The organism is Plantibacter elymi (nom. nud.), assembly GCF_900177795.1.
Lineage (GTDB): Bacteria > Actinomycetota > Actinomycetes > Actinomycetales > Microbacteriaceae > Plantibacter > Plantibacter elymi.
The window spans coordinates 482,386-508,643 of record NZ_FXWJ01000004.1 but is presented as its reverse complement, the minus strand read 5'-3'; the positions used below and the strand labels follow the sequence as shown (position 1 = coordinate 508,643).

At 70.4% G+C, this 26,258-nt stretch carries 27 protein-coding genes; 18 read left to right on the top strand and 9 right to left on the bottom strand.

Features of this window, described 5'->3' with window-relative positions; all coding sequences use genetic code 11:
* Positions 1-62 precede the first annotated feature (62 nt).
* The 6 genes from phnC to CCK91_RS14845 all read left to right on the top strand — a co-directional run bounded on the left by phnC (position 63) and on the right by CCK91_RS14845 (position 6,931).
* Complete coding sequence (phnC, locus tag CCK91_RS14870; RefSeq protein ID WP_086474635.1) at positions 63-1,058, top strand: phosphonate ABC transporter ATP-binding protein; 996 nt, start codon at positions 63-65, stop codon at positions 1,056-1,058.
* Positions 1,058-2,815, top strand: a complete 1,758-nt coding sequence (phnE, locus tag CCK91_RS14865; protein WP_086474634.1) for a phosphonate ABC transporter, permease protein PhnE — start codon at positions 1,058-1,060, stop codon at positions 2,813-2,815. The genes phnC and phnE overlap by 1 nt, the downstream gene beginning before the upstream one ends.
* Complete coding sequence (locus tag CCK91_RS14860; RefSeq protein WP_242664554.1) at positions 2,812-4,074, top strand: TIGR03364 family FAD-dependent oxidoreductase; 1,263 nt, start codon at positions 2,812-2,814, stop codon at positions 4,072-4,074. Before phnE ends, CCK91_RS14860 begins: the two co-directional genes overlap by 4 nt.
* Complete coding sequence (locus tag CCK91_RS14855) at positions 4,071-4,868, top strand: HAD family hydrolase (protein WP_242664553.1); 798 nt, start codon at positions 4,071-4,073, stop codon at positions 4,866-4,868. The genes CCK91_RS14860 and CCK91_RS14855 overlap by 4 nt, the downstream gene beginning before the upstream one ends.
* Positions 4,869-4,887: 19 nt before the next feature.
* The gene (locus CCK91_RS14850) at positions 4,888-6,015 is read left to right on the top strand and encodes a zinc-binding dehydrogenase (protein WP_085511839.1); all 1,128 of its coding nucleotides are present in this window, start codon (positions 4,888-4,890) and stop codon (positions 6,013-6,015) included.
* 211 nt (positions 6,016-6,226) lie between these two features.
* Positions 6,227-6,931, top strand: a complete 705-nt coding sequence (locus tag CCK91_RS14845) for a hypothetical protein (protein WP_133060008.1) — start codon at positions 6,227-6,229, stop codon at positions 6,929-6,931.
* Positions 6,932-6,964: 33 nt separating this feature from the next.
* Here CCK91_RS14845 and CCK91_RS14840 read toward each other — a convergent pair whose 3' ends face one another.
* Positions 6,965-7,903: a phosphoribosylaminoimidazolesuccinocarboxamide synthase gene (locus tag CCK91_RS14840; protein WP_086474632.1), complete on the bottom strand. Its 939-nt coding sequence runs from the start codon at positions 7,901-7,903 to the stop codon at positions 6,965-6,967.
* 94 nt (positions 7,904-7,997) lie between these two features.
* On the opposite strand from CCK91_RS14840, the gene CCK91_RS14835 reads away from it, so the two are divergent.
* Both CCK91_RS14835 and CCK91_RS14830 read left to right on the top strand, forming a co-directional pair.
* Entirely contained in the window at positions 7,998-8,639 is a 642-nt protein-coding gene (locus CCK91_RS14835) for a PadR family transcriptional regulator (RefSeq protein WP_086474631.1), read from the top strand.
* Positions 8,640-8,729: 90 nt separating this feature from the next.
* On the top strand, positions 8,730-10,310 hold the full coding sequence (locus CCK91_RS14830; RefSeq protein ID WP_086474630.1) for a DHA2 family efflux MFS transporter permease subunit: 1,581 nt from the start codon (positions 8,730-8,732) through the stop codon (positions 10,308-10,310).
* A gap of 30 nt (positions 10,311-10,340) precedes the next feature.
* Here CCK91_RS14830 and CCK91_RS14825 read toward each other — a convergent pair whose 3' ends face one another.
* The 3 genes from CCK91_RS14825 to purD are packed head-to-tail and all read right to left on the bottom strand — an operon-like array spanning position 10,341 to position 12,997.
* Positions 10,341-10,838, bottom strand: a complete 498-nt coding sequence (locus tag CCK91_RS14825) for a 2'-5' RNA ligase family protein (protein ID WP_086474629.1) — start codon at positions 10,836-10,838, stop codon at positions 10,341-10,343.
* 3 nt (positions 10,839-10,841) lie between these two features.
* Positions 10,842-11,720, bottom strand: coding sequence for an alpha/beta fold hydrolase (locus CCK91_RS14820; RefSeq protein ID WP_086474628.1), 879 nt, complete (start codon positions 11,718-11,720; stop codon positions 10,842-10,844).
* A gap of 11 nt (positions 11,721-11,731) precedes the next feature.
* Positions 11,732-12,997 carry a phosphoribosylamine--glycine ligase gene (purD, locus tag CCK91_RS14815; protein WP_086474627.1) on the bottom strand — a complete coding sequence of 422 codons (1,266 nt, stop codon included), beginning with the start codon at positions 12,995-12,997 and terminating at the stop codon, positions 11,732-11,734.
* Between the two features lie 38 nt (positions 12,998-13,035).
* Between purD and CCK91_RS14810 the strand changes: the two genes are divergently transcribed.
* From CCK91_RS14810 to CCK91_RS14800, 3 genes are all read left to right on the top strand, one after another.
* A complete protein-coding gene (locus CCK91_RS14810) occupies positions 13,036-13,401 on the top strand; it encodes a sterol carrier family protein (protein ID WP_064294203.1) in 366 nt (121 codons plus the stop codon).
* Positions 13,402-13,422: 21 nt separating this feature from the next.
* Positions 13,423-14,424: a glycosyltransferase family A protein gene (locus CCK91_RS14805; RefSeq protein WP_242664552.1), complete on the top strand. Its 1,002-nt coding sequence runs from the start codon at positions 13,423-13,425 to the stop codon at positions 14,422-14,424.
* A gap of 90 nt (positions 14,425-14,514) precedes the next feature.
* Positions 14,515-15,519 (top strand): NAD-dependent epimerase/dehydratase family protein, encoded by a 1,005-nt coding sequence (locus CCK91_RS14800; protein ID WP_086474626.1) that lies wholly within the window; start codon positions 14,515-14,517, stop codon positions 15,517-15,519.
* A 6-nt stretch (positions 15,520-15,525) separates the two neighbouring features.
* Here the strand turns inward: CCK91_RS14800 and zapE are convergent, their stop codons facing one another.
* Entirely contained in the window at positions 15,526-16,671 is a 1,146-nt protein-coding gene (gene zapE, locus CCK91_RS14795) for an AFG1/ZapE family ATPase (protein ID WP_165767061.1), read from the bottom strand.
* A gap of 84 nt (positions 16,672-16,755) precedes the next feature.
* Between zapE and CCK91_RS19820 the strand changes: the two genes are divergently transcribed.
* The 3 genes from CCK91_RS19820 to purF all read left to right on the top strand — a co-directional run bounded on the left by CCK91_RS19820 (position 16,756) and on the right by purF (position 19,873).
* Positions 16,756-17,235 (top strand): DUF2273 domain-containing protein, encoded by a 480-nt coding sequence (locus CCK91_RS19820; RefSeq protein ID WP_192018765.1) that lies wholly within the window; start codon positions 16,756-16,758, stop codon positions 17,233-17,235.
* On the top strand, positions 17,232-18,344 hold the full coding sequence (gene purM / locus CCK91_RS14785) for a phosphoribosylformylglycinamidine cyclo-ligase (protein WP_086474624.1): 1,113 nt from the start codon (positions 17,232-17,234) through the stop codon (positions 18,342-18,344). Before CCK91_RS19820 ends, purM begins: the two co-directional genes overlap by 4 nt.
* Positions 18,345-18,415: 71 nt before the next feature.
* A complete protein-coding gene (purF, locus tag CCK91_RS14780) occupies positions 18,416-19,873 on the top strand; it encodes an amidophosphoribosyltransferase (RefSeq protein ID WP_085511828.1) in 1,458 nt (485 codons plus the stop codon).
* A 69-nt stretch (positions 19,874-19,942) separates the two neighbouring features.
* On the opposite strand, the gene CCK91_RS14775 is transcribed toward purF, so the two are convergent.
* Together CCK91_RS14775 and CCK91_RS14770 are read right to left on the bottom strand one after the other, a co-directional pair.
* Positions 19,943-21,133 (bottom strand): 2TM domain-containing protein, encoded by a 1,191-nt coding sequence (locus CCK91_RS14775; protein WP_086474623.1) that lies wholly within the window; start codon positions 21,131-21,133, stop codon positions 19,943-19,945.
* A 134-nt stretch (positions 21,134-21,267) separates the two neighbouring features.
* Positions 21,268-21,483, bottom strand: a complete 216-nt coding sequence (locus CCK91_RS14770; protein ID WP_064294210.1) for a DUF3073 domain-containing protein — start codon at positions 21,481-21,483, stop codon at positions 21,268-21,270.
* Positions 21,484-21,690: 207 nt separating this feature from the next.
* Between CCK91_RS14770 and CCK91_RS14765 the strand changes: the two genes are divergently transcribed.
* From CCK91_RS14765 to crcB, 4 genes are read left to right on the top strand one after another with little or no spacing between them, the layout of a single operon-like run.
* Positions 21,691-22,275, top strand: a complete 585-nt coding sequence (locus tag CCK91_RS14765) for an HhH-GPD-type base excision DNA repair protein (RefSeq protein ID WP_071262410.1) — start codon at positions 21,691-21,693, stop codon at positions 22,273-22,275.
* A 4-nt stretch (positions 22,276-22,279) separates the two neighbouring features.
* Positions 22,280-22,804, top strand: coding sequence for a universal stress protein (locus CCK91_RS14760; RefSeq protein WP_086474622.1), 525 nt, complete (start codon positions 22,280-22,282; stop codon positions 22,802-22,804).
* Positions 22,801-23,235, top strand: a complete 435-nt coding sequence (locus tag CCK91_RS14755; protein WP_369821906.1) for a fluoride efflux transporter FluC — start codon at positions 22,801-22,803, stop codon at positions 23,233-23,235. The genes CCK91_RS14760 and CCK91_RS14755 overlap by 4 nt, the downstream gene beginning before the upstream one ends.
* Positions 23,232-23,612 carry a fluoride efflux transporter CrcB gene (crcB, locus tag CCK91_RS14750; protein WP_086474620.1) on the top strand — a complete coding sequence of 127 codons (381 nt, stop codon included), beginning with the start codon at positions 23,232-23,234 and terminating at the stop codon, positions 23,610-23,612. The genes CCK91_RS14755 and crcB overlap by 4 nt, the downstream gene beginning before the upstream one ends.
* A 69-nt stretch (positions 23,613-23,681) precedes the next feature.
* On the opposite strand, the gene CCK91_RS14745 is transcribed toward crcB, so the two are convergent.
* Together CCK91_RS14745 and CCK91_RS14740 are read right to left on the bottom strand one after the other, a co-directional pair.
* On the bottom strand, positions 23,682-23,972 hold the full coding sequence (locus tag CCK91_RS14745) for a hypothetical protein (RefSeq protein ID WP_086474619.1): 291 nt from the start codon (positions 23,970-23,972) through the stop codon (positions 23,682-23,684).
* Between the two features lie 59 nt (positions 23,973-24,031).
* The gene (locus tag CCK91_RS14740; protein WP_085511822.1) at positions 24,032-26,035 is read right to left on the bottom strand and encodes an APC family permease; all 2,004 of its coding nucleotides are present in this window, start codon (positions 26,033-26,035) and stop codon (positions 24,032-24,034) included.
* Between the last annotated feature and the right edge of the window lie 223 nt (positions 26,036-26,258).

Below are 26,258 nucleotides of genomic sequence, written 5' to 3'. Positions count from 1 at the left end.
CTCACCGAGCCTGTCGAGGTGCGACATCCGCACCACCACCAACCTCACGAGAGGCAGCAGCCATGAGCGTCACCGAGCAGCAGGCGCGTCACACCGCATCCGACCAAGCGGAACCGCTCGTGCGTCTCCGCGGGGTCACGAAGCGCTTCGACCGGACGGTCGCCCTGCAGCGCGTCGACCTCGACATCCGTCGCGGTGAGATCGTCGTCCTGCTCGGTCTGTCGGGCTCCGGCAAATCGACGCTCCTCCGTCACCTGGACGGTCTCGAGCGGCCCACCGCCGGGTCGGTCTCGGTCCTCGGCGACGAGGTGCCGGCCCTCGGACAGCGCGCCCTACGCCGGCTCCGCGCCCGCGTCGGGTTCGTCTTCCAGCAGTTCGAGCTGGTCCCGTCGCTCACCGTCCTCGAGAACGTCCTGACCGGTTCGCTGGCGGGCGTCCGCGGGCCGCGTCTCGGCATCCTCGGCTACGGCCGCACCCTGAAGTTGAAGGCGCTCGGTCACCTCGACCGCGTCGGGCTCCTCGAGCGTGCGTACCAGCGCGCCGACACCCTCTCCGGCGGACAGCAGCAGCGCGTCGCCATCGCCAGAGCGCTCATGCAGGACCCCGAGATCCTCCTCGCCGACGAGCCCGTCGCCTCCCTCGACCCGGAGTCGAGTGAGCAGGTGATGGCCCTCATCCGCGAGATCGCGATCGACCGCGGACTCACCGTCGTGTGCAGCCTGCACCAGGTCGACCTCGCGCTCTCCTGGGGCGACCGCATCGTCGGTCTCCGTCACGGCGAGGTGGTCCTCGACACCACGACCGACGGCCTGTCGAAGACCGAGGTGATGGAGATCTACGGCCGGGTCGCGACGAGCACCCGTGAGCTGCAGGCGATCGCGGTGGAGTTGGAGACCGACGAGCTGCTCGGCGACCCCGACGACGACCTCCGCGGCCTGCTCGGCGTCGAGGAGCGCGTGGGCGAGGACGAACTGCCCGACGACCCGGAGTGGGAGTTCGACGCCGATGTCGACGGCCGCGAGCCCGACGAGCTCCGTCGACCCGGCAGGACCCGCTGATGGTCGTCACCGCGCCCGCGAAGACGGCACCGCCCGCCGGCCGCCCGCCAGGACTCTCCGGACCCGTCCCGGTCGGTCGGCTCCGCCCGCAGACGATCGCCGCCGTGCTCACGCTCGTCGCGCTGCTCGCGTTCTCGGTCTACTCGCTTCTCGAGGTCGGGATCTCGATCCCGAACATGGTGGCGAGCTGGGGCAACGCGGTCAACTTCTTCAACCGGGTGGGCACGATCACGTTCCCGCCGCCCGGGGAACTGCTGTCGCTCACCGCCCTGACCCTCGGGATCGTCATCTCCGGCACCGTCCTCGCTGCGGTGCTCTCGGTCCCGGTCGCGTACCTCGCAGCCGCGAACACGACCCCAGGACCGGCGTGGCGCGCGGTCGGTCGGTTCGTCGGCGTGCTCAGCCGTGCCGTGCCTGATGTCGTCATCGCGATGATCCTCGTGCTCATGTTCTCGCTCGGCTCGCTGCCCGGCATCATCGCGATCGGGCTGCACTCCGTCGGCATGATCTCGAAGCTCTTCGCGGACGCGATCGAGCAGGTCGACGAAGGGCCGCGACTCGCGATCCGGGCGGCCGGCGGCTCGAAGCTGCAGGAGTTCACCTCGGGCGTCCTGCCGCAGGTCCTCCCGTCCTGGGTGGCCACGGTCCTCCACCGTGGCGACATCAACCTGCGCGGTTCGGTCCTCCTCGGTTACGTCGGCGTCCTCGGCCTCGGCCGTGAACTGTCGCTCGCGTTCAAATCGCTCGACTACTCGCTCGGCATCGGACTCGCGATCGTGATCTTCGCGCTGTGCGTCGTCATGGAGATCGTGTCGAGCACCGTGCGGACCGTGATGCTCGGGGTGCAGCCGACCGGACGCGGACTCGGTGACCGCGTCGTGCGTCGGGTGGCCGCGGGCCGGCAGGCACGTCGCGCGGCGGGTGGGAGCAGCCTGACTGTGGCCACTCCGAGTACCGAGTCCCGGATCGCCGCTGCAGCGAAGCGTCCGTGGACGCCGGCCCGCGTCCGCGACACCGTCGGTGCCTGGCTCGCCGTGGCGGTCGTGGTCTGGGGCGTCGTCGTGTCCGACATCCAGTGGGGCGACCTCGTGACGTTCTGGGCCAAGGCCCCCGACGTCCTCGTCCGACTCTGGCCGCCGTCGTTCGGCATGCGCACGACGGAGCAGATGGTCGAGGCGATGTTCGAGACCGTCGCGATCGCCTTCGCGGCGACCCTTATCGCCCTCGTCTGCTCGATCGTCATCGGGTCCCTCGCCGCACGGAACGTCGCCCCGAACCGCGGTGTCCGCACCGGCGCCCGGTTCGCGCTCGTCGGCATCCGCGGGATCCCGGAGCTCATCCTCGCGATCCTCCTCATCGTGGTCACCGGGCTCGGCGCCCAGGCGGGGACGCTCGCGCTCGGCATCTGCGGGATCGGCCTCCTCGGCAAGCTCATCGCCGACTCCTTCGAGGAGGTCGCGCCCGGACCGGAACGCGCGCTGACCGCCGTCGGCGCGACGCGACCGCAGGTCTACGCCGCCGCGACGCTCCCGCAGGGTGCCCGTGCATTGGTCGGGCACACCTTCTACACGCTCGACACGAACATCCGCGCCGCGACCATGCTCGGCATCGTCGGCGGAGGCGGCATCGGCTACTACCTGATCCAGGCGGACCAGGGCGGGAACTACGACCAGGTCACGGCCATCGTGCTGATGATCCTCGCGGTCGTCCTCGTCGTCGAGGGCATCGCCATGTGGATGCGGAGGGTGTTCTCGTGAACGGACGACGGATGAGCGGCGGGATGTCGGCAGGGCGGGTCGGCCTCGGTGTCGGCTCGCTCGGTGCCTCGGCCGATCGCGCGGACGTCGTGATCGTCGGAGCCGGCATCGTCGGGCTGTCCGCGGCGCTCGCCGCCGTGGACGCCGGTGCCGAGGTCGTGGTCGTCGAACGCTCGGCCGAAGCCCAGGGTGCGTCGGTCCGCAACTTCGGCCATCTGGCCGCGACGCCGCAGGCCGGGCTCGCCGCTCGCCTCGCCGCGCGTTCGGCCGAGATCTGGCAGCGACTCGAGCAGGACGCGGGACTGTGGGTCCGGCGCTCGGGCACGCACGTGGTCGCCCGGCACCTCGACGAGCTGCGCGTCCTCGAGGACTTCGCGGCGTTCCGTGCCCAGGTGGGTGCCGCGGCCGACGTCCGCCTGTACGACGCGGCCGAGTTCCTGCAGCAGGTGCCGGTCAGCGCCGACGACGTGGTGGGCGGTGCCTGGCTGCCACGCGACCTCCAGGTGAACCCGCGTCAGGCACTGGGCGCCGTGACGGCGTACCTGGAACGTCGCGGTGTCGAGTTCCGGCGCCGGACGACCGTGACCGGACTGCGCTCCGGCTTCGTCGACACCAGTCGCGGCGTCATCGCCGCAGGCCTCACCGTGGTCGCGGTGAACCACGACATCGACACGCTCCTCCCCGAGCTGGCCGAGCGGGCGGCTGTCCGTCGATGCGCGCTCGACATGCTCCGGGTGCGCGCCGAGCTTCCGAGGCCGATGCCCGCGCCGCTCCTGACCGGGTGGTCGCTCCTGCGCTACGCCGGATTCGCCGACTCGCCCGCCATCCCGGCACTCCGGGAGCGACTGCAGCAGGACCACCCTGGGCTCGCGTCGCTCGACGTCAACCTCATGGCGACCCAGCTGCCGGACGGCTCGATCATCCTCGGCGACACCCACAGCCGCGGCGAGGCGGTGTCCCCGTTCCAGTCCGAGCACGCCTTCGACGAACTCCTGCGGGCCGGAAGCGCGCTGTTCGGGACGAGGCTCGACGTCCTCGAACGCTGGCAGGGCGTCTACGCCACCGCCCCGGAGGAGTTGCTCATCGACGAACCGACCCCGGGCGTCCGGGTGGTCGCCGCGACGACGGGCATCGGGATGACCACCGGACCCGCGCTCGGCGAGCTGGCCGTCGCCGAACACCTCGGCCCGACCTTCTCGCCGGCGCAGCCGACCAGTATCCGCGACGCATCAGCCCACCTTCAGAAAGGCTTCTCGTGACCAGCACCGATCGATCCCAGCAGGACAGCACCGCTCCCGAACCCGTCGACGACGTGGAGACCGACCTCGCCGACCTCGACGAGCTGGAGGACGGGTCCGACGACGCGCACGAGGACGACCTCCTGCTCGAACTCGTGGTCCTCGACCTCGCCGGGACGACGGTCTCGGACGACGGCGTCGTCGAGGACGCCTTCCGCGTCGCGGCCGAGACGATCGGCATCGACACCGAGGACGCACTCGACGCGGCCATCGAACTCGTCCGCGACACGATGGGTCAGTCGAAGCTCGACGTGTTCCTCATGCTGACCGACGGCGACGAGGCTCGAGCCGCCTCCGGCAACGCCACCTTCGAAGCGGCCTACGAGCGCCTCGTCGGCGAGGGGCGCGTCGAGGCGATCCCCGGAGCCGAGGACACGGTGCGACGGTTCCGCGAGCTCGGCGTGGGCGTCGTGTTCACCACCGGGTTCGCCCCCGCCACGCGCGACGCACTCCTCGCGAACCTCGGGTGGTCCGAGCTCGCCGACGGCGCCCTGTCGCCCGCCGACGCCGGCCGAGGGCGTCCAGCACCGGACCTCCCGCTGACCGCGCTCCTCCGGTTCGGTGCGAGCGCGGTCGACACCGTTGTCGTCGTCGGCGACACGGCCAGCGACATGCTGTCCGGGGTGAACGCCGGCGCGGGGCTCGTCGTCGGGGTGCTCACCGGAGCGCACGACGAGGAGACGCTGCTCGCGGCGGGCGCCGACGAGATCATCACGAGCATCGCCGAGTTGCCCGCGCTCCTCGGTCTCGACTGAACGACCGACCGGGGGAACCATGCACACGACGCTCACCGCGCACGAGGGCAACGACGTCTTCATCAGGCCGTCGCCGATCGCGATGGTCTGGCAGGGGCCAGGGCACCCGCACCAGGCGATGGCGGTGCCCGGGGTGACGCTGGGGCCGGGGGACGTCCTCGTCGAGGTGGAACTGGCGACCGTGTGCGGCTCCGACGTGCACACCGTCCTCGGACACCGTGACGCCGCCACCCCGCTCGTCCTCGGGCACGAACAGGTGGGACGCGTCGTGGCGGTCGGGGGACCCGTCACCGCGGTGGACGGGACCGTCCTCGTCGCGGGGATGCGGGTCGTGTGGTCGGTCGTCGTGAGCTGCGGCGTCTGCGACCGCTGCTCCGCCGGCCTGGAGCAGAAGTGCCGTCGACTCGCGAAGTACGGGCACGACCGGGTGCACCGCGGATGGGAGTTGAGCGGCGGGTTCGCGACCCACGTCGAACTCCTCGAAGGCACGGCCATCGTGATCGTGGGGGAGACGCCGCCCGCCGCCGTCTTCGCTCCGGCGTCCTGCGCGACGGCCACCGCGATCGCCGCCCTGGACGCGGCCGGGCGCGACCTGCCCGGCACGGCGGTCCTCGTGACCGGCGCCGGGATGCTCGGGCTGACCGTCGCGGCCATCGCGACCGATGCGGGCGCCCGCGTCGTCGTGAGCGATCCGGACCCCGCCCGCCGGCTGCTCGCCGGTCGCTTCGGCGCCATCGCGACCGTCGACCCCACGATCGGTGCCGCCGAGCACCTCGACGCCGCGCACCTGGCGGCGGGCGTGGAGGGCTTCCCCGTGGCCATCGAGATGTCCGGCGACGCCCGCGCCGTCGACGCCGCCATCGCGTCGCTGTCGATCGGCGGGACGGCGGTCCTCGTCGGCAGCGTGTCGCCCGGTGCGCCGCTCGGCATCGACGCCGAACGCATCGTCCGACGCCTCCTCACGGTGCGCGGCGCGCACAACTACCGACCTCGGGATCTGGCGCGCGCGGTCGACTTCCTGACCGGTGCGTGGCGTCGGTATCCGTTCGCCGAACTCGTCGGTCCGGTGTTCCCGTTGCACGAGGTCGACGACGCGCTCGTCGCAGCTGCATCGGGGGCGTTCCCGCGCGTCGGTGTCCGACCCTGAACGGACCACGGGGTGCGCTTCGACCTGGCGCGGATCGTCCGGTGAGACTGGCTGGGTTCCGTCGACGGCTCGGCGACGGCTCTTCGGAGCGGCGTGACCCCTTCGAGCGCCCCCATTCCGGGGGTCACGACAGCCGATCCACCGCGGATTTCCGCCGATCTCGGCTCGTGAATCCTGCCGCATGACCCACCTTGTGGGGTATCCTCGGGCCATGACGGTCACGACTCGCCACCCTGGTGTGGTCCGTGTGGGTGGTCGCCTCATGGTCGTGGATCCGTTCGCGGAACGAGGTGAGCTCACCGAGGATCAGCAGCGCGGCCACCAGCTGCGGCGGAGGATCACGCTCCTGCTCGGTGCCTTCCTCCTGCTCACGGGCTTCGTCATCGGTGCGACGGTGGGCGTGCTCGTCGAGTGGTCGCTCGTCCACGACGAACGCTCGTCCGTGTCGCTCCCCGGTTTCGACCCGGATTGGGCGCCCGGACTCGACGTCGTCGGCGCCTTGCTCGGTGCGATCCTCGTCGCCGTCTTCCTGCTCGTGTCGGCCGAGCGACGCAACCGTCGCCGTCGACTGGACGGCGGGCACCAGCCGTCTCGGTGGATCGACCCGCTCAACGATCACCTCATCGGGCTGAGCGACGACCTCCCGTGGACCTCGCTCTGGACGCTGACGCGCATGTACGCCACCGCGGAGCGACTGCAGCGCGAGCTCGTGGAGCGCAGCGGCACCCGCAGCGAGGTGGGCAGTGACGATTCCTGCGATCTCGTCGAGGCGCGGCTCGCGGCCGACGACGCACGCGACGCACTCGAGAAGACGGCCACGCTCATGGGCGTCATCGTGCCGGAGGGGCCGCTGCCCGATGCGCAGGCCATCCTGGCCGACAACGCCCGGCTCCGCGCACGTCGGAAGACAGGCTGACTGGCACCTCCGCGATGTGGTTGGTTTCGGTGGTCAGCGAGCGCTGCCGGTGAGGCGCTCCAGGAGTTCGCGGTAACGGTCGGCCGTCTGCGTGACGATCTCGGCAGGCAGGGTCGGCGGCGCGGGCGTCGAGGCGTCGTCCTGGTCCCAGTTGTGGGCCAGCCAGTTGCGGACGATCTGCTTGTCGAAGCTCGCCATCCGTGCGGTGGGGTCGTCGCTCGTCAGGTAGACGTCGCGGTCCCAGTACCGGCTGGAGTCCGAGGTGAGCACCTCGTCGCCGAGCGTGATGACGCCGGTCGCCGGGTTGCGGCCGAATTCGAACTTCGTGTCGGCGAGGATGACGCCGTGGCGTTCCGCCGTCAGTGATGCCGTCCCGTAGATGCCGAGTGACAGGTCCTTCAGCGCGACCGCGTCGTCCTCGCCGATGAGTTCGACCATCCGGGAGAACGAGATGTTCTCGTCGTGCTCGCCGAGCGGCGCCTTGTACGCGGGGGTGAACAGCGGCTCGGGCAGGCGATCGCCGTCGCGGAGGCCGTCGGGCAGTGGGATGCCGCAGACGGTGCGGTGCGCGACGTACTCCTTCCAGCCGGAGCCGGTGAGGTAGCCGCGGACGACGCACTCGACGGGGAACATGTCGAGCTTGCGGACGAGCATCGCGCGGCCGGCGAACTCGGCAGGGATGCTGGACACCGCGACACCCGCGGCGTCGAGCTCGTGGTCGGGGACGAGATGGTTCGGCACCTCGCGGAGCTGGTCGAACCACCAGAGGCTCAGACTGGTGAGCAGATCGCCCTTGCCGGGGATGCCCGGCTCGAGGACGTGGTCGAAGGCGCTCACCCGGTCGCTCGCGACGACGAGCAAGAGGTCGTCGGGCCCGGCGGCCGGCTCGTACAGGTCGCGGACCTTGCCCGAGTAGACGTGGTTCCAGGCGTTGGTCTCCGAGGGTGCGCTCACTCGTTCATTATCGTGCATCGGCGGTGGCCGGGCCGGTCGCCAGGGCTTGCGACCTTGGGACGGTACGCGTATATTCCACGTGGAATAGTTCGCGTGGAGTGAGGGGAGGGGCATGGGCAAGGTCAAGCCGCTCGGCCTGCTCGCCGTCGCCGCGCTCGGCTACCTGGCCGAGCGCCCCATGCACCCCTACGAGATGTACCAACTCGCGCTCCACCGCCAGGAGGACCGCGTCGTCAAGGTGAGCCCCGGCTCGCTCTACCGCGCCGTCTACGGACTCGAGGCCGACGGCCTCGTGCTCGCCTCCGGGACCGACCGCGAGGGAGCCCGACCCGAGCGCACCACCTTCGAGATCACCGACCTCGGCCGACACCTGCTGGGGGAGCGGCTGCGCGAGCTGCTCAGCACCCCCACGAACGAGTACCCGGAGCTCGGGCTCGCGCTGTCCGAGGCGCACGAACTGGGCGCCGACGAGGTGCGGATACTGCTCGAGACCCGTATCCTCCGGCAACAGGCCGAGCTCGCCGACCTCGATCGCCGCATGACGTGGGCGCTCGAGCGCGGGATCCCGCGCGTGTACTGGATCAACGTCCCCTACTCGGCAGCCATGCTGCGCGCCGAGATCGCCCACCTCGAATCGCTCCTCGGCGAGATCGCCGACGGTGCACTCGCCTGGCACGTGCCGGGGACCCGTGCGCCACTCCACGAGCAGGCGGCGACCCCGCCCGTGTCCGCCCAGCCGACACCCTCCACCTGAACCTCCGGGACGACCGACCAGTCCGGCCGGCGGTCCCGCTCATCCTCGCGTCCCGAACGCGAACCCGTCCTCCGTGCAGAAAGGGACATCATGTCCACCACCCCCACCACGCCTCCCCAGGGCGTCTCCGGTCCGGCACCCGGGGCCGTGCGCCCCTGGCCGGCGCTCTGGTCCCTGGTCATCGGCTTCTTCATGATCCTTATCGACACGACCATCGTGTCCGTGGCGAACCCCGCGATCATGCGCGGCCTCGACACGGACATCAACAACGTCATCTGGGTGACGAGCGCCTACCTGCTCGCCTATGCGGTACCGCTGCTCATCACCGGCCGCCTCGGCGACCGCTTCGGCCCGAAGAACCTCTACCTCATCGGCCTCGTCGTCTTCACGCTCGCCTCACTCTGGTGCGGCCTGTCGGGCTCCATCGAGATGCTCATCGTCGCCCGCGTCGTGCAGGGTCTCGGCGCCGCGCTCATGACCCCGCAGACGATGGCCGTCATCACGCGCATCTTCCCGCCGGACCGCCGCGGTGCGGCCATGGGTCTCTGGGGAGCGACCGCTGGTGTCGCGACGCTCGTCGGCCCGATCCTGGGCGGCGTGCTCGTCGACGGCCTCGGGTGGGAGTGGATCTTCTTCATCAACGTGCCCGTCGGTGTCATCGGCTTCATCATGGTCTGGCGGAACGTCCCCGCGCTCGCCACGCACCCGCACAAGTTCGACGTGCTCGGGGTCGTCCTGAGCGGGCTCGGGATGTTCCTCCTCGTGTTCGGCATCCAGGAGGGCCAGAGCTACGACTGGGGCACGATCACCGGTCCGATCACCGTGTGGAGCCTCATCATCGCCGGTGTCGTCGTCCTCGGCCTGTTCGTCCTGTGGCAGGCCGTCATGAAGGGCGAGCCGCTGCTCCCGCTGGCGTTGTTCCGCGACCGTAACTTCTCGGTCGGCAACCTCGCTATCTCGACGATCGGGTTCACGATCACGAGCATGTCGCTGCCGCTCGTCTTCTTCTACCAGACCGTCCGCGGCCTGACCCCGACGCAGTCGGCGCTCATGCTCGTGCCGATGGCCGTGCTCTCCGCCGGGCTCGCGCCCGTGGTCGGGCGGGCGATCGACCGCGTGAACCCGAAGTGGTTCGCCCTCGCGGGGCTCCTCCTGCTGGCCATCGCGCTCGGCTGGTACTCGATCCTCCTCACTCCCGAGCAGCCGATCCTCATGCTGCTCCTCCCGAGTGCCGTCCTCGGCCTCGCCAACGGCTTCATGTGGGGGCCGGTCTCCAACCTCACCACCCGGGGGCTCCCGCAGCACCAGGCCGGCGCCGGCTCAGGTGTGTTCAACACGACGCGTCAGATCGGAGCCGTCCTCGGCAGTGCGGCCATCGCCGCGCTTATCCAGGGCCGCCTCGCGGCCGAGCTGCCCGCTGCACCCGGTGGGGCGGCCGGCGGCGTGAGCGAGGTGACGGGCGGCGAGCTGCCGGAGTTCCTGCACGCCGGGTTCACCACCGCCATGGCCCAGTCGTTGCTCCTGCCGGCAGCCCTCGCGCTCGTGGGCGCGGTCGTGGTCCTGTTCTTCCAGAAGCCGAAGGCTGCCGCCTGGTCGACCCCGGAGACCCAGCACGGACAGGCCGCCGCGGTCGCCGCGGCTGCCGCCACCGCTCGGTCTGAAGCAGAGTAGCGGCTCAACCGACACAGCGGCACGGGACGGTCACGGGCCGAGGAGGTCCGTGACCGTGCTGGTGTCGCCGTTCCAGAACCGGACCCCGGTGACGAGCCCGGACGGGAGGTCGCCGAGCGACCGGAGCCCGGCGAGTGCCGCGGCGGTCTGCTCGCCGGCGACGCGCCGGGCGAGTGTGACGTGGGGTGTCCAGGCGCCAGGCAGCGTGTGCTCGAACGCACCGGTGACGTCTCCGGTCACTCGTCCGTGCAGCTCCAGCAGCTCGTGCGTGGGGATCACCGTGAGCGCGAGGACGGCGCCCGAGCGACGTGGGAACAGGAGCGGAGCCCCGAGCCGGACGGCGAACGGCGCGAAGGTCGGCCGGCTGGTGAGCTCGAGGTCCTCCCCGGCCGACAGCGTGACGTGCGGACGGTTGCTCGCACCGCGATGCGTGGCGAGACTGCTGATGCCGAGGTCGAGGAGCGCTTGCCAGCGGTCGCGGACGGCGGCCTCGAGGGCCTCATCGAACGTCAGATCGACGCTGCGCACCGGTCAGCCGATCGGGAAGAAGCCGTGGACGGCGGCGGCGAAGGATCGCGGCTGCTCCACCCAGGGGTAGTGTCCGCACCCGTCGAGCACGATGGCCTGGCCGAGCGGGAACCGCTTCGCGAGGTCGACGACGGGCGCGAGTCCCGTCAGGCCGTCTTCGGAGCCCGCGACCACGAGGACGGGCGCGGTGACGGTGCGGAGGGCGTCGCGGATGTCCTCGACCTCGTCGATCGTGGGGGTGTGCACGAACGCGTCCTGCGCGGCCGGGTGCCAGGCGCCCAGACGCTCGTGTTCGCGGGCGGTGTCGTCCCAGTCGCCCCAGGCGATGGGCGCCACCGCCGGGAACAAGCGGTTCCCCGACGCGGAGTCCGGCGCCGCGAGCAGCGCGGGCAGCGCGTCGAGGAAGCCGGGGTACCAGTCCTCCGCCGCGTGCCGCGCGATGATCTCCGCGCTGTCGTCGTCCGTGTCGACGAGCCAGGTGGCGGGCGGCGTGATGAGGCACAGGCGGTCAAGCCGGTGCGGGTAGCGCGCGGCGTAGCTCACGGCGACGCGGGTCCCGGCGGAGTGCCCGAGGAGTTCGAGGCGGTCGACGTCGAGCCAGCGACGCACGGCCTCGACGTCCTCGGCGAGTTCCGGCCAGCTGGCTGCAGCGGTCGACGACCCGCTCTCGGACCGTCCGACCCCGCGTTGGTGCAGCACGATGAGGCGACGCCTGGTGCTCAGGCCCCCGAGATCACCGAGGTAGACCGGGTGACGCGCCGGACCGCCGGCGAGGACGACGAGGGGTGGCAGGGCGTCGTCGCCGATCACGTCCACGTGCAGTCTGGTGCCGTCGTGACTCTCGACGACGGCCGACGACCCGGTTCCCGCTGCTGCGCTCATCCGGGCCGCGATCAGGAGACGCGTGCGGCGATGTCGGTGCGGTACTGACCGCCCTCGAGTTCGATGCGCGACAGCGCCTCGTACGCACGGCCGCGTGCCTCCGGGAAGGTGGATCCGAGGGCCACGACATTGAGGACGCGACCGCCGGTGGCGACCAGGCCACCGTCGACGTCGGCCGTGGCGGCGTGGACGAGGTGGACGCCCTCGACGGCGACGGCCGCGTCGAGACCGGTGATGCTCCGGCCGGTGACGGGCGTCTCGGGGTAGTTCTGACTCGCGAGCACCACGGTCACCGCGCTCGCCTCGGCGAACGCGGGTCGCGGCTGCTCGCCGAGCGTGCCGGTGGCCGAGCCGAGCAGGAGCGCCGACAGCGGCGTCACGAGTCGGGGGAGGACGACCTGCGTCTCCGGGTCGCCGAAGCGCGCGTTGAACTCGATCACGCGGATCCCGCGTTCGGTGAGGATGAGTCCGGCGTAGAGGAGCCCCTGGAACGGGTTGCCCTCCGACGCCAGCTGGCGCACGACGGGGACGGCGACGGTCTCGAGGACCTCGTCGACGAAGGCCGTCTCGCTCCCGAAGCGGTTGTCGAGCCACGGCAGCGGGGAGTAGGCGCCCATTCCGCCGGTGTTCGGGCCGGCGTCGCCGTCGAGCAGTCGCTTGTAGTCCTGCGCGGGGGAAAGCGGGAGCACCGTCTCGCCGTCGGTGATGAAGAAGAGGGAGACCTCCTGGCCGTCGAGGAACTCCTCGACGAGGACGCCGCCGTAGCCGAGCCAGTTGGTGGCGTGCTGGATGGCCGCGTCGCGGTCGTGGGTGACGAGGACGCCCTTGCCCGCCGCGAGGCCGTCGGCCTTGACGACGTAGGGGGCACCGAAGTCGTCGAGCGCGGCGATCGTTGCGTCGAGGTCCTCGGCGCGGACCGCGCGACCGGTGGGCACGCCGGCTTCGTCCATGATCCGCTTCGCGAAGGACTTCGAGCCCTCGAGCGCGGCCGCCGAGCGGTTGGGGCCGAAGACGGGGATGCCGGCGGCGCGCAGCTTGTCGGCCACGCCGGCGACGAGCGGGGCCTCGGGCCCGATGACGACGAGGTCGACCGCTTCGTCACGGGCGAAGTCACGCACGATCGAAGGGTTCTCCTGGTCGATGCCGACCACGGTCACATCCCCCGCGATGCCCGCGTTGCCGGGGGCGGCGATGATGTGGTGCCCGGCCTCTTCGGAGAGGAGAGCCTTGATGATGGCGTGCTCGCGAGCACCGGAACCGAGGACGAGGATCTTCACCCGTCTAGCTTAAGGCGCAATGGCCTAGCCTCGAATGCATGGCCAGACCCAGGATCACGGACGCCGTCGGTCGCGCTGCCCTGGAGCAGGCGCTCGGGGATGCACCGGCGTCGCGCACGGACACGGCGACCGCGGTCCGCTACCTGTTGGAGCTCCTCGTCGAGCGGGCACCAGGCAACACCGTCGAGGTGCGGGTGCCGCCGTTCGGTGCGGTGCAGTGCATCGAGGGCCCCCGCCACACCCGAGGCACGCCGCCGAACGTCATCGAGATGGACGCACCGACCTGGCTCGCGCTCGCCTCCGGCCGCATCGACTGGACCACGGCGATGGCCGGCGGCACGGTGCACGCCTCCGGCCAGCGGGCGGACCTCACGGGCCTCGTGCCACTGCTCCTGCCGCGCTGACGTTCCGGGTACATTGGTGCGGTGACCTCCGACATCGAAGCCCCTGCCGAGACGACGCTCGACGCGACGATCGTCATCCCCACCTACAACGGTGAGATGTACCTCGAACAGATCCTCTCCGCCATCGAGGCCCAGGAGTACGACGGTACCTTCGAGACGCTCGTCATCGATTCCGGTTCCACGGACCGCACGCTCGACATCGTCGCCGCCCACCCGGACGTCCGGCTGCACGTCATTCCGAACAGCGAGTTCGGCCACGGCCGGACCCGCCAGCTCGCCGCTCGGCTCGCCCGCGGCAAGTACGTCGCGTACCTCACACACGACGCGATCCCGGGCGATTCCCGGTGGCTGCACGAGCTGACCACCCCCTTGGACCCCGACGGTATGGACGTCGTCGCGGTCATGGGCAAGCAGATCGCGCGCCCGAACTGCTTCCCGCTGCTGAAGTACGAGATCCATGACGTCTTCCACGGCTTCGGGCCCGACTTCGGCACGACGGTGTTCGCGAACGACGGCTTCGCCGACGGCAACGGCGGGCTGCTCGACGCCCTCGCGTTCTACTCGGACGTGAACTCGGCGACGCGCCGCGAGCTCCTGCTCGGCGACATCCCGTACCGCGACCTCCCGTACTCCGAGGACATGGCCTTCGGTGCCGACATCATCGCGGCCGGCCTGCGGAAGGCGTACGCGCCGCGGGGCTGGGTCATCCACTCGAACGACCTCACGCTCGACGAGTACCGCAAGCGCATCTTCGACGAGACGACGGCGCTGCGCCGGATCGGGAAGCCGATCGCGCGGCTCTCCCGGTACCGGCAGATCGGCTACACCGTCGTCGGCGCGATCCGCGATGCCAAGCGGATCGTCCACGACAAGCAATACGGCTGGAAGCGCCGGGCGTACTGGTTCGTCATGAACCCCGTCTACCACGCGGCGAAGTGGAGCAGTTACTACACGGCCTCCCGCGTCGACCTGAACGACGAGGCCGCCATGCGAGCCGGCTCGCTGGAGCACAGCCGCAAGTAGCCCGCGGACGGCGCTCTCCTCGGGCGCGCGGCTCGCTGCTCCCAGCGAACCGGGGTGGTGCGCCGTCGCCTCGTGCGCTGTGATGGTGGCATGAGTACGAATCGGCTGTTGGTCCTGGGTGGGACGGAGTTCGTCGGGCGAGCGGTCGTCGACGAGGCCGTCGCCGCCGGCTGGGAGGTCACCGTCTTCCATCGCGGTACGAACCGCGCCTCGCCGTCGGACGCGGTCACCGTGCTGCACGGCGACCGGACGCTGCCCGGCGGACTCGATGCACTCAGGCTCGGGTCGTGGGATGTCGCGGTCGACACGTGGTCGTGGGCTCCGGTCGCCGTCCGCGACGCGGCCGCGCTGCTGTCCGACCGGGTCGGGAGCTACGTGTACGTGTCGAGCCGCTCCGTTTACGCCGACCCGCTCCCCGCCGGTGCTTCGGAGGATGCACCGGTCGTCGACGGGTCGGTGCATGATGACGGCTTCGCTGACTACGCCCGTGCCAAGCGCGGCGGCGAGCTGGCCGCCGTGCAGGCGTTCGGCGACCGAGCGGTCCTGGCGCGAGCCGGCCTCATCCTCGGCCCGCACGAGAACATCGGGCGACTGCCGTGGTGGCTGGCCCGGATCGCCGAGGGCGGTGAGGTGCTCGCCCCCGGCGCCGCTTCCGACCCCATCCAGTACATCGATGCGCGGGATCTCGCGGCCTTCCTCCTCTCGGCCGGTTCGACGGGCGCGAGTGGTGCGTTCAACGTCGTGAGCGAGCCACGGGCGACGACGCTGGGGGAGCTGCTCGACGCCTGCATCGACGCGACCGGGTCGGGTGCGACCCTCCGCTGGGTGGATCAGGAGCGGGTGCTCGCGGCCGGGATCCAGCCCTGGACCCAACTGCCCGTCTGGCTCCCCACCGGACCGGACGCCGACGCGATGCATCACGGTGACGTCTCGCGTGCGGTCGCGGCGGGTCTCCGTCGTCGTCCGCTCGCCGAGACCGTCGCCGACACGTGGGGTTGGCTGCAGGCTCTCGGTGGTGTGGCGCCGCAGCGTCCGGACCGGCCAGTCGTCGGACTGGACCGCGCCGTCGAGCGGGCCGTGCTCGCCGGGAACTGACTGCTGTCAGTGGATCTCGCGGAGGAGGGCGAGCCGACTGCGCGTCCTGACCGCGTCGCGGGCGAACCCGTCCGGTCCGAGGGCGGGATCGGTCATGAAGGTCTCCCGGTCGGTGGTGGCCACGACGTGGAGTTCGATGCCGAGATCGCACAGGGCGTCGACGAGATGGACGAACCGGGTGCGGGCCTCCCGGGTGAGGGCAGGGGATTCGGGTACGGCGTCGAGGACCCACCGGTCGTAGTCCCCCGCCCAGGCGAGGTAGTCGCCGACCGAGGTCGGACGCTCGATGAGTTCGGCGCTGGCGAACCAGACGAGGCCGTCGCGCGCGGCGGCTGCATGGAACGTGTGGCCACTGATCGTCAGAGTCGTCTCCTCGCCCGGCCCCGGACGGTGGAGGCCGAGTGCCGCGAGGTGGGCGTCCGCGGACTCGCCGGCGATGGACCAGCTGCCACGGGCGAAGCCGTCGCGGTGCCTGACCGGGGAGCTGCGACGGTGGTCGGTCGAGCCGGCGAGTTCGAGCACCTGCATGTTCGCCTCGATCAGGGCGACTCCGGGCTCGAAGATGTGGTGGTACCCCGGGTCCGGCAGCAGATCCTGCGGCGCGGAGTTCGAGCTCGTCAACAGGGTCACCTGTCGGGCGAAGAGCGCGTCGAGCAGCCGGATCATGAGCGCGCCGTCGCCGGGATCGTGCACCTGGAACTCATCGAACAGGACGACGTCCACCTCGTCGAGCAGTTCGTCGACGGCTTGCTCGACCGCGTTCGTCACCGCTCCGGTCGCCGCGCGGGACCCGGCGCCCGGCTCGCCCGTCGCTCGAGCGGCGTCGGCGGCCTCCGTGCGGACCCGGTGGATCGCGGCGTGCAGCCCACGGAAGAAGGAGTGGAAGTGGACGCGACGCCTCCGATGCGTCGGGAGCGCTGCGAAGAACGCGTCGAGGAGCCAGGTCTTGCCCCGCCCGGCCGCACCCCACAGGTACAGGTGCGCCGGACGATCCTCGGCGATCCGGAGTGATGCCAGGCGCCTCGCCACCTCCAGCTGCTCCGGCTCGAGCGTGAACCCGGCGACGGCGGCGGCGGACTCGACCGCCGAGAGCAGGGTGTCGTCGGGAGGGATCGGAACGGGATCGGTCGTCTCGGTCCCCGTCGTGTCCACCGCTCGATCGTACCCGTCGGCACGTCGACCGCGGCCGTTCACCATCGGTTCACGATGCCCAGGATCGTGGGGGAGAATGGAGGCATGACAGACGCCACCGGGCAGCCAGCGCCGGAAGCTCAGCACCCATCCGAACCGACCGGCCCCGCGACGCCGACCGAGCCCGACACCGAGGTCGCGACCGTGTACTCCTCCGGTTCGGTCTCCGTGCGGCGGTCGCCCCGCTACTGGCGGTTCCTCGTCATCGGTGCCTTCGTGGGGATCATCGCCGCGCTCATCCTCACCTTCGCGTTCCCGGGGAGCGCCGACTACTCGCTCACCCAGGTGTTCGGCTTCCTCCTGCTCGTGTGCGTCGTCGTCTTCGGCGCGATCGCCCTCGTCATCGGTCTCCTCATCGACCGCTCCATGGCGCGACGGACGCGGATCGTCGCAGCGGATAGAGTTGACGTGCATCCAGCCGGGACCCCCGCGGCCGACGCGGAACCTGCCGGTTCCGTCAGTGCCGAGCCAGGTGAGTCCGGCCCCCCGAATCCACCCATCGCAGAAGGTTCAGGACGGTCATGACCTCATCCACCAGCTACCGGGAGGCCGGTGTCGACACGGCAGCCGGTGACCGCGCCGTCGAGCTCATGAAGGCCGCCGTCGCGAAGACGCACGGCCCGGAGGTCTTCGGCGGCTTCGGCGGGTTCGCCGGCCTGTTCGACGCCTCAGCACTCACCGCCTTCCGTCGGCCCCTGCTCGCGACGTCGACCGACGGTGTCGGCACGAAGGTCGCGATCGCCCAGGCCATCGACAAGCACGACACCATCGGCCAGGACCTCGTCGGCATGGTCGTCGACGACATCGTCGTGGTCGGGGCGAAGCCGCTCTTCATGACCGACTACATCGCCTGCGGCAAGGTCCACCCGGAGCGCATCGCCTCGATCGTCTCGGGCATCGCCCAGGCCTGCTCCGACACCGGGACGGCGCTCATCGGTGGCGAGACCGCGGAGCACCCCGGACTCCTCGGGGTCGACGACTACGACGTCGCCGGCGCCTGCACCGGTGCGGTGGAGGCGGACGCCATCCTCGGTGAGCACCGCGTCGAGGACGGCGACGTCGTCCTCGCACTCGCGTCCTCGGGCCTGCACTCGAACGGCTTCTCCCTCGTGCGGCACATCCTCGCCCAGGCGGGTGTCGGCTACGCCGACCACAGCGACGAGCTCGGCACGACGTTCGGCGAGGCCCTCCTCGAGCCGACGCGGCTCTACACCCTGCCCCTCCTGCGGCTGCTCGACGCCCCGGCCTTCGCGGGCGGCGTCCACTCGCTCAGCCACGTCACCGGAGGCGGGATCGCCGCCAACCTCGCCCGCGTCCTGCCCAAGGGGTCCTGGGCCGAGGTCGACCGCTCCACCTGGAGCCCGTCGCCGGTGTTCCGGACGCTGAGCGAGCTGGCCGGATCCTCGCTCGAGTCGAGCGAGGGCACCTGGAACCTGGGCGTCGGATTCTTCGCCGTCGTCTCGCCGGCGGTCGCCGACGGCGTCACGGCCGCCCTCGAGGCCGACGGGATCGCGACCTGGCAGGTCGGCACCGTGCACCTCGGCGACGCCGCCGCAGACCTCAGCGCGTTCGAACAGGGTGCCAAGGGGGTCGACGGCGGTGCCGTCCGCCTCGTCGGCGCCTACCGCGACTAGTCGCACCGATCCGGCCCACTGTTCCTCCGTTCCGCCACTCGCCCAGCACGAACCCCAAGGAGTCCCCACGCATGTGCGGCATCGTCGGCATCGTCTCAACCGAGCCTGCCAACCAGCAGGTCTACGACAGCCTCCTGCTCCTCCAGCACCGCGGTCAGGACTCCACCGGCATCGCCACCGCCGACGGCAGCACCTTCCACATGGTCAAGGCCAAGGGCCAGGTGCGTGAAGCCTTCCGCACCCGCGACATGCGCTCGCTCCTCGGCAACATGGGCCTCGGCCACGTGCGCTACGCGACGAAGGGTGACGCCGCCAACGAGAGCGAGGCGCAGCCGTTCTACGTGAACGCGCCCTACGGCATCACACTCATCCACAACGGCAACCTCACGAACACCCGCGAGCTCAGCAAGGACCTGTTCCACGTCGACCGCCGCCACGTGAACTCCACGAGCGACACCGAGCTGCTGCTCAACGTCCTCGCGACGGAGCTGCAGGGGCAGATCAGCGGCCTCGACCTCGATCCCGACCAGGTGTTCAACGCCGTCGAGAACGTGCACGAGCGGGTCGAGGGCTCCTACGCGACGATCGCCCTCATCGCGGGCCACGGCCTGCTCGCCTTCCGCGACCCGTTCGGCATCCGTCCGCTCATCCTCGGCAAGCGCCAGACGGGCCTGGTCGGCAACGACTGGGTGGTCGCCTCGGAGTCGCTCGTCCTCGAAGCCGGCGGCTACGAGATCGTCCGCGAGATCGCCCCGGGAGAGGCCGTCTTCATCACCGCGTCGGGTGAGCTGTACTCGCGTCAGTGCGCGAAGAACCCGCGGCTCGTGCCGTGCTCCTTCGAGTACGTGTACCTCGCTCGCCCCGACTCCGTCATGAACGGCATCTCGGTCTACGAGGCCCGACTGCGTCTCGGCAACCGGCTCGCCGACACCATCGCCGAGTACACGCCGATGGGCGACATCGACGTCGTCATGCCGATCCCGGACTCCTCCCGCCCGGCGGCCATGCAGGTCGCCCAGAAGCTCGGCATCGAGTACCGCGAGGGCTTCTACAAGAACCGGTACGTGGGACGCACCTTCATCATGCCGGGCCAGGCACAGCGCAAGAAGAGCGTCCGTCAGAAGCTCAACGCGATGGGCTCCGAGTTCAAGGGCAAGAACATCCTCATCGTCGACGACTCGATCGTCCGCGGGACGACGTCGAAGGAGATCGTCGACATGGCGCGCCTCGCCGGAGCCAACAAGGTGACCTTCACCTCCGCCGCACCGCCGGTCCGCTACCCCCACGTGTACGGCATCAACATGCCGTCCCGCCAGGAGCTCGTCGCACACGGCAAGAAGATCCCCGACATCGCCCGCGAGCTGGGTGCCGACAACCTCATCTACCAGGAGGTCGCCGACATGAAGGCCGCCATCCTCGAGGGGTCCGGCATCAGCGACCTCGAGATGAGCTGCTTCACCGGCGAGTACGTCACCGGTACGGTCTCCGAGGAGTACCTCGAGTGGGTGGAGCGCTCGCAGCTCTCCTGAGTCCCGCTTGAACGACGAAGCGCGCGAGCCCCGAGGGGCTCGCGCGCTTCGTCGTTCAAGAACCGACTGCTACTCCGGCGAACCGGGCTGCTCGAGCGGCACCGACGCGGCCGCGGGGGTCGCCTTCGGCTTCGTCGTGCGCGGCTTCGCCGGTGCCTTCGCGGTGGCCGGCTTCGCCGCGGCGCCCGTCGTCTTCGTCGTGGTCGCCTTCGTGGCTGCTGCCTTCGGCGTCGTGGTCTTGGCCGCTGCGGCCTTGGGCGTCGTCGAACCGGTGGTGGCGCGCGTCGAACTCGTCTTGCGGACGGTGGTGCCCGCGGCCGTCGCCGTCGTGGTCGTCTTCGCGGCGGGCTTCCGGGCCGTCGTCGAACGCGTCGTCGTCGACCGGCCGGTCGAGGTGCGTGGCGCGCTCACGGCGGCAGCCGGAGCAGTGGCTGACACGGTCTCGTCGCGTCCGGTCGTGTCGGCGGCTCCGGTCTCGTCGTTCGCGAGGCGTGCCTCGGTCTCGTCGGCAGCCGCTGCGACGGTCTCGGCGTCGCCGGTGGCGGTCGACTCGAGGACGATCGACTCGGCCGGTTCAGCGGAGGTGTCCGGAGCGGTTGCGGCGTCGGGTGCGCTGTCGGTGCCGGAGAAGACCGCGGCGAACTGCTCGGTCGGGGTGGGCTCGGCGGCGCGCACCCAGTCCGAGGTGGGCTCCGCTGCCGGCGCCTCAGGGGTCGGGGCCTCGGTCGACGGAGCCTGGTAGGCGCCGTACTGCTGCGTCGCCTGGGCGCCCTGCTGGGTCTGCGGCGTGCCGTATCCGCCGGTCTGGCCGCCCGCATACTGCGAGGTGTCGTAGGCGGTGGTCTGTCCGTACTGTGCGGGGTCGTAGACCGGCGCCTGGCCGGTCTGGCCCGCCTGATAGGGGTGCTGCTCGTACCCGCTCTGACCGGCGTACGGTGCCTGCGCGGGGTTCGGCTGCGAGGCGGCCTCGCGAGCGGCGGCGCGCTGCTGCTGCCGGTTCACGAGGCGCGCGACCTCGGCGTCGATGGCGTCCTCGGTGATGTGCTTGGGCGGACCATAGGCATCGAGACCGACGAAGACCAGGGCGATGCCCATCACGAAGATCGGCCAGATCGGCCAGAAGTATCCCCAGGCGCCGGTGAGGAGCCAGATGACGATCAGGAGGACGGAGACCGCACCCCAGACGGCGAGAAACTGCTTGAAATCGTGCTGCGCCTTCAGGCGCTTTTTGGCGGCAACGCGGAGTTCGTCGGTGTTCATCCGTCCAGGCTAGTCTCCGCCCAGCGAGAACTCCATTTGCCGACCCTCGTCTGAGAGATCACCCAGCCGTGACGTGCTGGAGCGACGGCGAACCGCCGATGCGGGCGCACGCCGGAGCGGTGGGAAGGGCGCGCCTACGCGCCCTTCGCCTCACCGTCGGCGTACTTCTCGGCGTATTCAGCCCACTTGGCGATCTCGTCGTCGTAGCTCTCGTCGACGCCCGTGCCCGGGTGGTCGACGGAGTGCCCCGTGAGCTCGCGCTCGAGCGCGTTGTAGTTCACGTCCGGGCTGAACGACTTGAGCTCACGAGCGATCTTCGTGTGCTTTGCCTTTTGACGGCCACGACCCATGCGAGACCCCCTCATGATTTTCTGACCGGCCGCGCTTGCGGGGCGTCCGGGGCTTTCGCCTACCAGGGAACGATAAAGACTAGCGTTGAGCTTACCATGCCGCCCGTGGACGGGGCGCTCGTACGGGGACGGTCTGCCGGGCGCCGATGCCGACGCCGCGACGGAACGGGACTGGGCCAGGACGCGGAGTGGTGGGACGATGGACCCATGACCGGAACCCTGCACATCACCGGAGACGCGGACGCCGACCGCCTGTTGTCGACCGACCCGCTCGCCCTCCTCGTCGGCATGCTGCTCGATCAGCAGGTGCCGATGGAGACCGCGTTCGCCGGCCCGCTGAAGATCAGTGACCGACTCGGTTCCTTCGACGCGGCCACCATCGCGCGGGAAGAACCCGAGGCGTTCGCCTCCCTGTTCAAGACGAGTCCGGCCGTGCACCGGTTCCCGGGTTCCATGGCCGGCCGGGTGCAGGGGCTCTGCGCCGCGATCGTCGACGACTGGGACGGTGACGCGGAGGCGATCTGGACGCGCGACGCGCCCGACGGCCCGGAGATCCTGAAGCGCCTGCTCGCCCTGCCGGGGTTCGGCGAGCAGAAGGCGAAGATCTTCCTCGCGCTCCTCGGCAAGCAGTACGGGCTCGACGCGGCCGACTGGCGGAAGGCCTCGGCGCCCTACGGCGAGGACGGCAGTCTCCGGTCCGTCGCCGACATCGTCGACCCCGAGTCGCTCGCGCAGGTGCGGGCGGCGAAGCAGGCTGCCAAGGCCGCAGCGAAGCGCGCGAAGGGGGAGTGACGTCATGAGCGACGAGCAGCGGGCCACCGCGATCGTGGTCGGCGTCACGCCGGGGCAGCCCGACACCGTGCTCGTCGAGGCGGCGTCGTTCGCGCAGGCCTTCGCTTGCCGACTCGTCCTCGCCCACGTCGATGCGAGTCGGTTCGTCGTGGTCGAGAACGTCGACGGCACCGTCACCTCGCTCCCGTTCGACGCCGATCTGCACGACTTCGACCCGGAGCCGGCCGATCCCGCCCTGGAGGCGACGGCGCACCGCCTTCTCGACGACTCCGATGTCGTGTGGGAGCTGACCCAGCTCGCCGGCGACCCGGCGCGTGCCCTCGGCCGACTCGCCGATTCGGTGTCCGCGCGGGCGATCATCGTCGGGACCAGGGAGCGCGGCCTCCGCAAGGGCATCCTCGAGTTCTTCAACGGTTCCGTCGCCGCGACGCTCGCCCACCGGCAGGCGCGTCCGGTGATCGTGGTCCCACTCGCGCCCAGCGTCACCGACGAACCCCTCTGGGACGCCCCCGCCGGCGACCTGCGGTGACGGCCGCTCCGACGGGGACACGGGCTCCGCACCTCCAACCCGCCACGATCGCGATGGTCGCGCTCGGTGGCGCGATCGGGACGGGCGCCCGCGAGGCGATCTCGTTCGCGATCCCGCCCATCGGTGGGGTCCCCGTGGCCATCCTCGGCATCAACGTCGTCGGCGCCTTCCTGCTCGGTCTCCTCCTCGAGTCGCTCCTCCGACGGGGGCCCGACGCCGGCCGTCGCCGCGATCTCCGCCTCTTCCTCGGCACCGGCGTCCTCGGCGGTTTCACGACGTACAGCGCGCTGGCCGCCGACAGCAGTGTCCTCCTCATCGAGGGGAGTGCGCTCGTGGGAGTGCTGTACGCGGCGGGGAGCGTCCTGCTGGGCGTCCTCGCGAGCTGGGGCGGCATCGTCCTCGCCCGACGGGTCGGCGGTGGCCGCTCGTGACGCCCTGGCTCTTCCTCGCGATCGCAGCGGCCGGCGGTGTCGGTGCCGCCGCCCGCTTCGTCGTCGACGGACTCGTCCGCTCCCGCATCGGTGGTGCCTACCCTTGGGGCACGACCGTGATCAACGTCAGCGGGTCGCTCCTCCTCGGTCTCGTCACGGCGCTGGCCCTCGGCGGGGTCGTCGACGAGGCGTGGCGGCTCGTCCTCGGCGGCGGGCTGCTCGGTGGGTACACGACGTTCAGCACCGCGAGCATCGAGACCGTCCGGCTGCTCCACGACGGACGTTCCCGGGCCGGACTGGTGAACGCGTTCGGCATGCTCGTCGCCTCGGTCATCGCGGCCCTGGCCGGCTACGGGCTCGGTTCGCTCCTCGCCTGACCGCTCGTTCGCCCAACTATGGGCGAATGAGCGTTTGTTCGCCCGAAGATGGGCGAACGGACACGGCGGCTACGCCTCGAAGCGGCGGTTGTGGCGGAGGTTCAGCACGATCGGGATCCCGAGGGCGACGACGAGCAGCAGGATGCTCCAGAGGCCGATCTCGGACCACAGCAGGAAGACCCCGAAGACCCCGAGCCCGCCCGAGAGTCCGCGCAGGATGATCGTGAACTGCGGGAGTCGCTGCGGGCGGCCCTGCCACATCGGCAGTGGTGAGTCGGGGTTCGCGGCGATGAGGCGGGCCATCGAGAGCGTCCCGAAGACGGCCGCGAGGAACAGCAGCGAGAGACCCCAGGTGAACATGTCCCCAGTCTGTCAGTCTGCGGCAACTCCCTCACGCCGTCGCCGGAGCGGGTGGCCGATCAGGAGCGGGGCTGCCCCGTGTTGCGGTCGATGTGCGGCTTCCGCTCGATCGGCTTCTTGACGCGGACGATCTCGCCCCGTCGTTCCTGGCCGGGCAGCGGCCGTGACCGACGTCCGTAGATGAGCTCCGAGGAGTCGAGCAGCCACGGCACGAGGGCGACGGTCACGCCGTGGACGAGCATGATCTGGTTGCGGATCCGCGACGCCCGCCGGTTGTGGAGGAGGCTCTCCCACCAGTGCCCGACGATGTACTGCGGCATGTAGACCGTCACGACCTCGGCGCCATGCTCTGCACGGTGCGCCTTGATGTACTTCGCGAGCGGCATCGCGAACTCGCGGTACGGCGACTCGAGAATGACGAGCGGAACGTGGATGTTCTGTTCGATCCACTGCTGCTCGAGCAGCTTCGTGGCCTCCGGATCGATCGACATGTGGACCGCTTCGAGGCTGTCGTGCTTGGCGGCGATCGCGTAGTCCAGCGCCTTGAGGATCGGCTTCTGCATCTTGCCGACGAGGACGATCGCGTGGTCGCCGGTCGCGCCGAAGGTCGTGGTCGGGTCGACCTCGACCTCCTTCTCGACGTCGCGGTAGTAGCGGTTCACGCCGAGCATGAGGACGAAGAGGATCGGCATGAGCACGAACACGAGCCAGGCGCCATGGGTGAACTTCGTGATCGTCACGACGATGAGGACGCTCGCGGTGAGCAGGGCGCCGAACGCGTTGATCGCGAGTCCGCGGTAGACGGAGCCGCGGTTGTCGCAGCCCTCCCGCAACATCCGCAGCCAGTGCTTCACCATGCCCGTCTGGCCGAGCGTGAACGACACGAACACCCCGATGATGTACAGCTGGATGAGCTGGGTGAGGTTCGCCTGGTACACCACGAGGATCGCGCATGCGGCGAGACCGAGGATGATCATGCCGTTCGAGAACACGAGGCGGTCGCCGCGGGTGTTGAGCGACTTGGGGGCGTAGGAGTCGCGCGCGAGGACGGCGCCGAGCAGCGGGAAGCCGTTGAACGCCGTGTTGGCCGCGAGGAGCAGGACGCACGCGGTCGCCGCCTGGATGAGGAAGAACGGGATGCTGTTCGCGCCGAACACCGCGGTCGCGACCTGGGCCATGAGGCTCGGCTGCGGCGTCGTCGCGCAGTCCGCGAACCCTTCGAGGTGACAGGCGTTCTCGGCGTAGTGCACGCGGGAGATGAGGGCGAGCGCGGTGAGGCCGACGAACAGCACGATCGCAGTGCCGCCCATGAGGACCAGCGTCTTCTGGGCGTTCTTGATCTGCGGGCGACGGAACGCGGGGACGCCGTTCGAGACCGCTTCGACACCGGTGAGCGCTGAACAACCGGAGGAGAAGGCGCGCAGGAGGAGCAGGATGAACGCCGCCTGCGTGAGGCTCTCGCCCTGCACGGTGAACTCGGCGCTCGAGGCGACCGGGGCGTCGCCCATGAACGTGCGGGCGAGCCCTGCGACGATCATGACGAGCACGCTCGCGATGAAGAAGTAGGTGGGGATGGCGAAGGCCTTGCTCGACTCCCGCACGCCGCGGAGGTTCACGGCCATGAGGACGAGGACGAACCCGACGGCCAGCTCGACGCGCCAGGGGTTCAGCCCGGGGATCGCGGAGATGATGTTGTCGACGCCGGAGGCCACCGACACGGCGACCGTGAGGACGTAGTCCACCAGGAGAGCGGAGGCGACCACGAGGCCGGCCTTCTCGCCGAGGTTCCGGTGGGCGACCTCGTAGTCGCCACCACCCGACGGGTACGCCTTGATGAGCTGTCGGTAACTGGCGACGACCACGACGAGGAGGATCACGACGCACGCGGCGACCCACGGCGCGAAGCTCAGGAAGGCGAGCCCGCCGAGCGTCAGGATCATGAGGAGTTCCTGCGGCGCGTACGCCACACTCGACAGTGCGTCGCTCGCGAAGATCGGCAGTGCGAGGCGTTTGGGGAGGAGCTGGCCCTCCAGGTTCTCGGTCGGCAGCGGGTCCCCGATCAACCAGCGTTTTGCCGATCGTGGTTCTGTCCCGGGCTCTCGACCCTCAGTTGTCACGAGCGGCGATATTACTCCTTCGGGAACCGGAGTCAAGCGGGGATGAGCTGGATGGACAGGCATCGTCACCCGACCGTGACGCAGTGTTCATCGAGCGGGGGAGTGGCGGACCAGGATGGTCGACCAATATCCTGATCAACGGCTGTCACCTGGCTGTGAGCCCGGACAG

Excerpts from the sequence above, each read along its gene's own strand:
- purM (WP_086474624.1), top strand. The coding sequence starts at position 17,232 with ATGACCTCATCCACCAGCTACCGGGAGGCCGGTGTCGACACGGCAGCC.
- phnE (WP_086474634.1), top strand. The coding sequence starts at position 1,058 with ATGGTCGTCACCGCGCCCGCGAAGACGGCACCGCCCGCCGGCCGCCCG.
- CCK91_RS14745 (WP_086474619.1), bottom strand. The coding sequence starts at position 23,972 with ATGTTCACCTGGGGTCTCTCGCTGCTGTTCCTCGCGGCCGTCTTCGGG.
- CCK91_RS14830 (WP_086474630.1), top strand. The coding sequence starts at position 8,730 with ATGTCCACCACCCCCACCACGCCTCCCCAGGGCGTCTCCGGTCCGGCA.
- CCK91_RS14845 (WP_133060008.1), top strand. The coding sequence starts at position 6,227 with ATGACGGTCACGACTCGCCACCCTGGTGTGGTCCGTGTGGGTGGTCGC.
- CCK91_RS14810 (WP_064294203.1), top strand. The coding sequence starts at position 13,036 with ATGGCCAGACCCAGGATCACGGACGCCGTCGGTCGCGCTGCCCTGGAG.
- CCK91_RS14820 (WP_086474628.1), bottom strand. The coding sequence starts at position 11,720 with ATGAGCGCAGCAGCGGGAACCGGGTCGTCGGCCGTCGTCGAGAGTCAC.
- CCK91_RS14840 (WP_086474632.1), bottom strand. The coding sequence starts at position 7,903 with ATGCACGATAATGAACGAGTGAGCGCACCCTCGGAGACCAACGCCTGG.
- CCK91_RS19820 (WP_192018765.1), top strand. The coding sequence starts at position 16,756 with ATGACAGACGCCACCGGGCAGCCAGCGCCGGAAGCTCAGCACCCATCC.
- purF (WP_085511828.1), top strand. The coding sequence starts at position 18,416 with ATGTGCGGCATCGTCGGCATCGTCTCAACCGAGCCTGCCAACCAGCAG.
- CCK91_RS14775 (WP_086474623.1), bottom strand. The coding sequence starts at position 21,133 with ATGAACACCGACGAACTCCGCGTTGCCGCCAAAAAGCGCCTGAAGGCG.
- phnC (WP_086474635.1), top strand. The coding sequence starts at position 63 with ATGAGCGTCACCGAGCAGCAGGCGCGTCACACCGCATCCGACCAAGCG.
- CCK91_RS14835 (WP_086474631.1), top strand. The coding sequence starts at position 7,998 with ATGGGCAAGGTCAAGCCGCTCGGCCTGCTCGCCGTCGCCGCGCTCGGC.
- CCK91_RS14765 (WP_071262410.1), top strand. The coding sequence starts at position 21,691 with ATGACCGGAACCCTGCACATCACCGGAGACGCGGACGCCGACCGCCTG.
- CCK91_RS14850 (WP_085511839.1), top strand. The coding sequence starts at position 4,888 with ATGCACACGACGCTCACCGCGCACGAGGGCAACGACGTCTTCATCAGG.
- CCK91_RS14770 (WP_064294210.1), bottom strand. The coding sequence starts at position 21,483 with ATGGGTCGTGGCCGTCAAAAGGCAAAGCACACGAAGATCGCTCGTGAG.
- CCK91_RS14800 (WP_086474626.1), top strand. The coding sequence starts at position 14,515 with ATGAGTACGAATCGGCTGTTGGTCCTGGGTGGGACGGAGTTCGTCGGG.
- CCK91_RS14760 (WP_086474622.1), top strand. The coding sequence starts at position 22,280 with ATGAGCGACGAGCAGCGGGCCACCGCGATCGTGGTCGGCGTCACGCCG.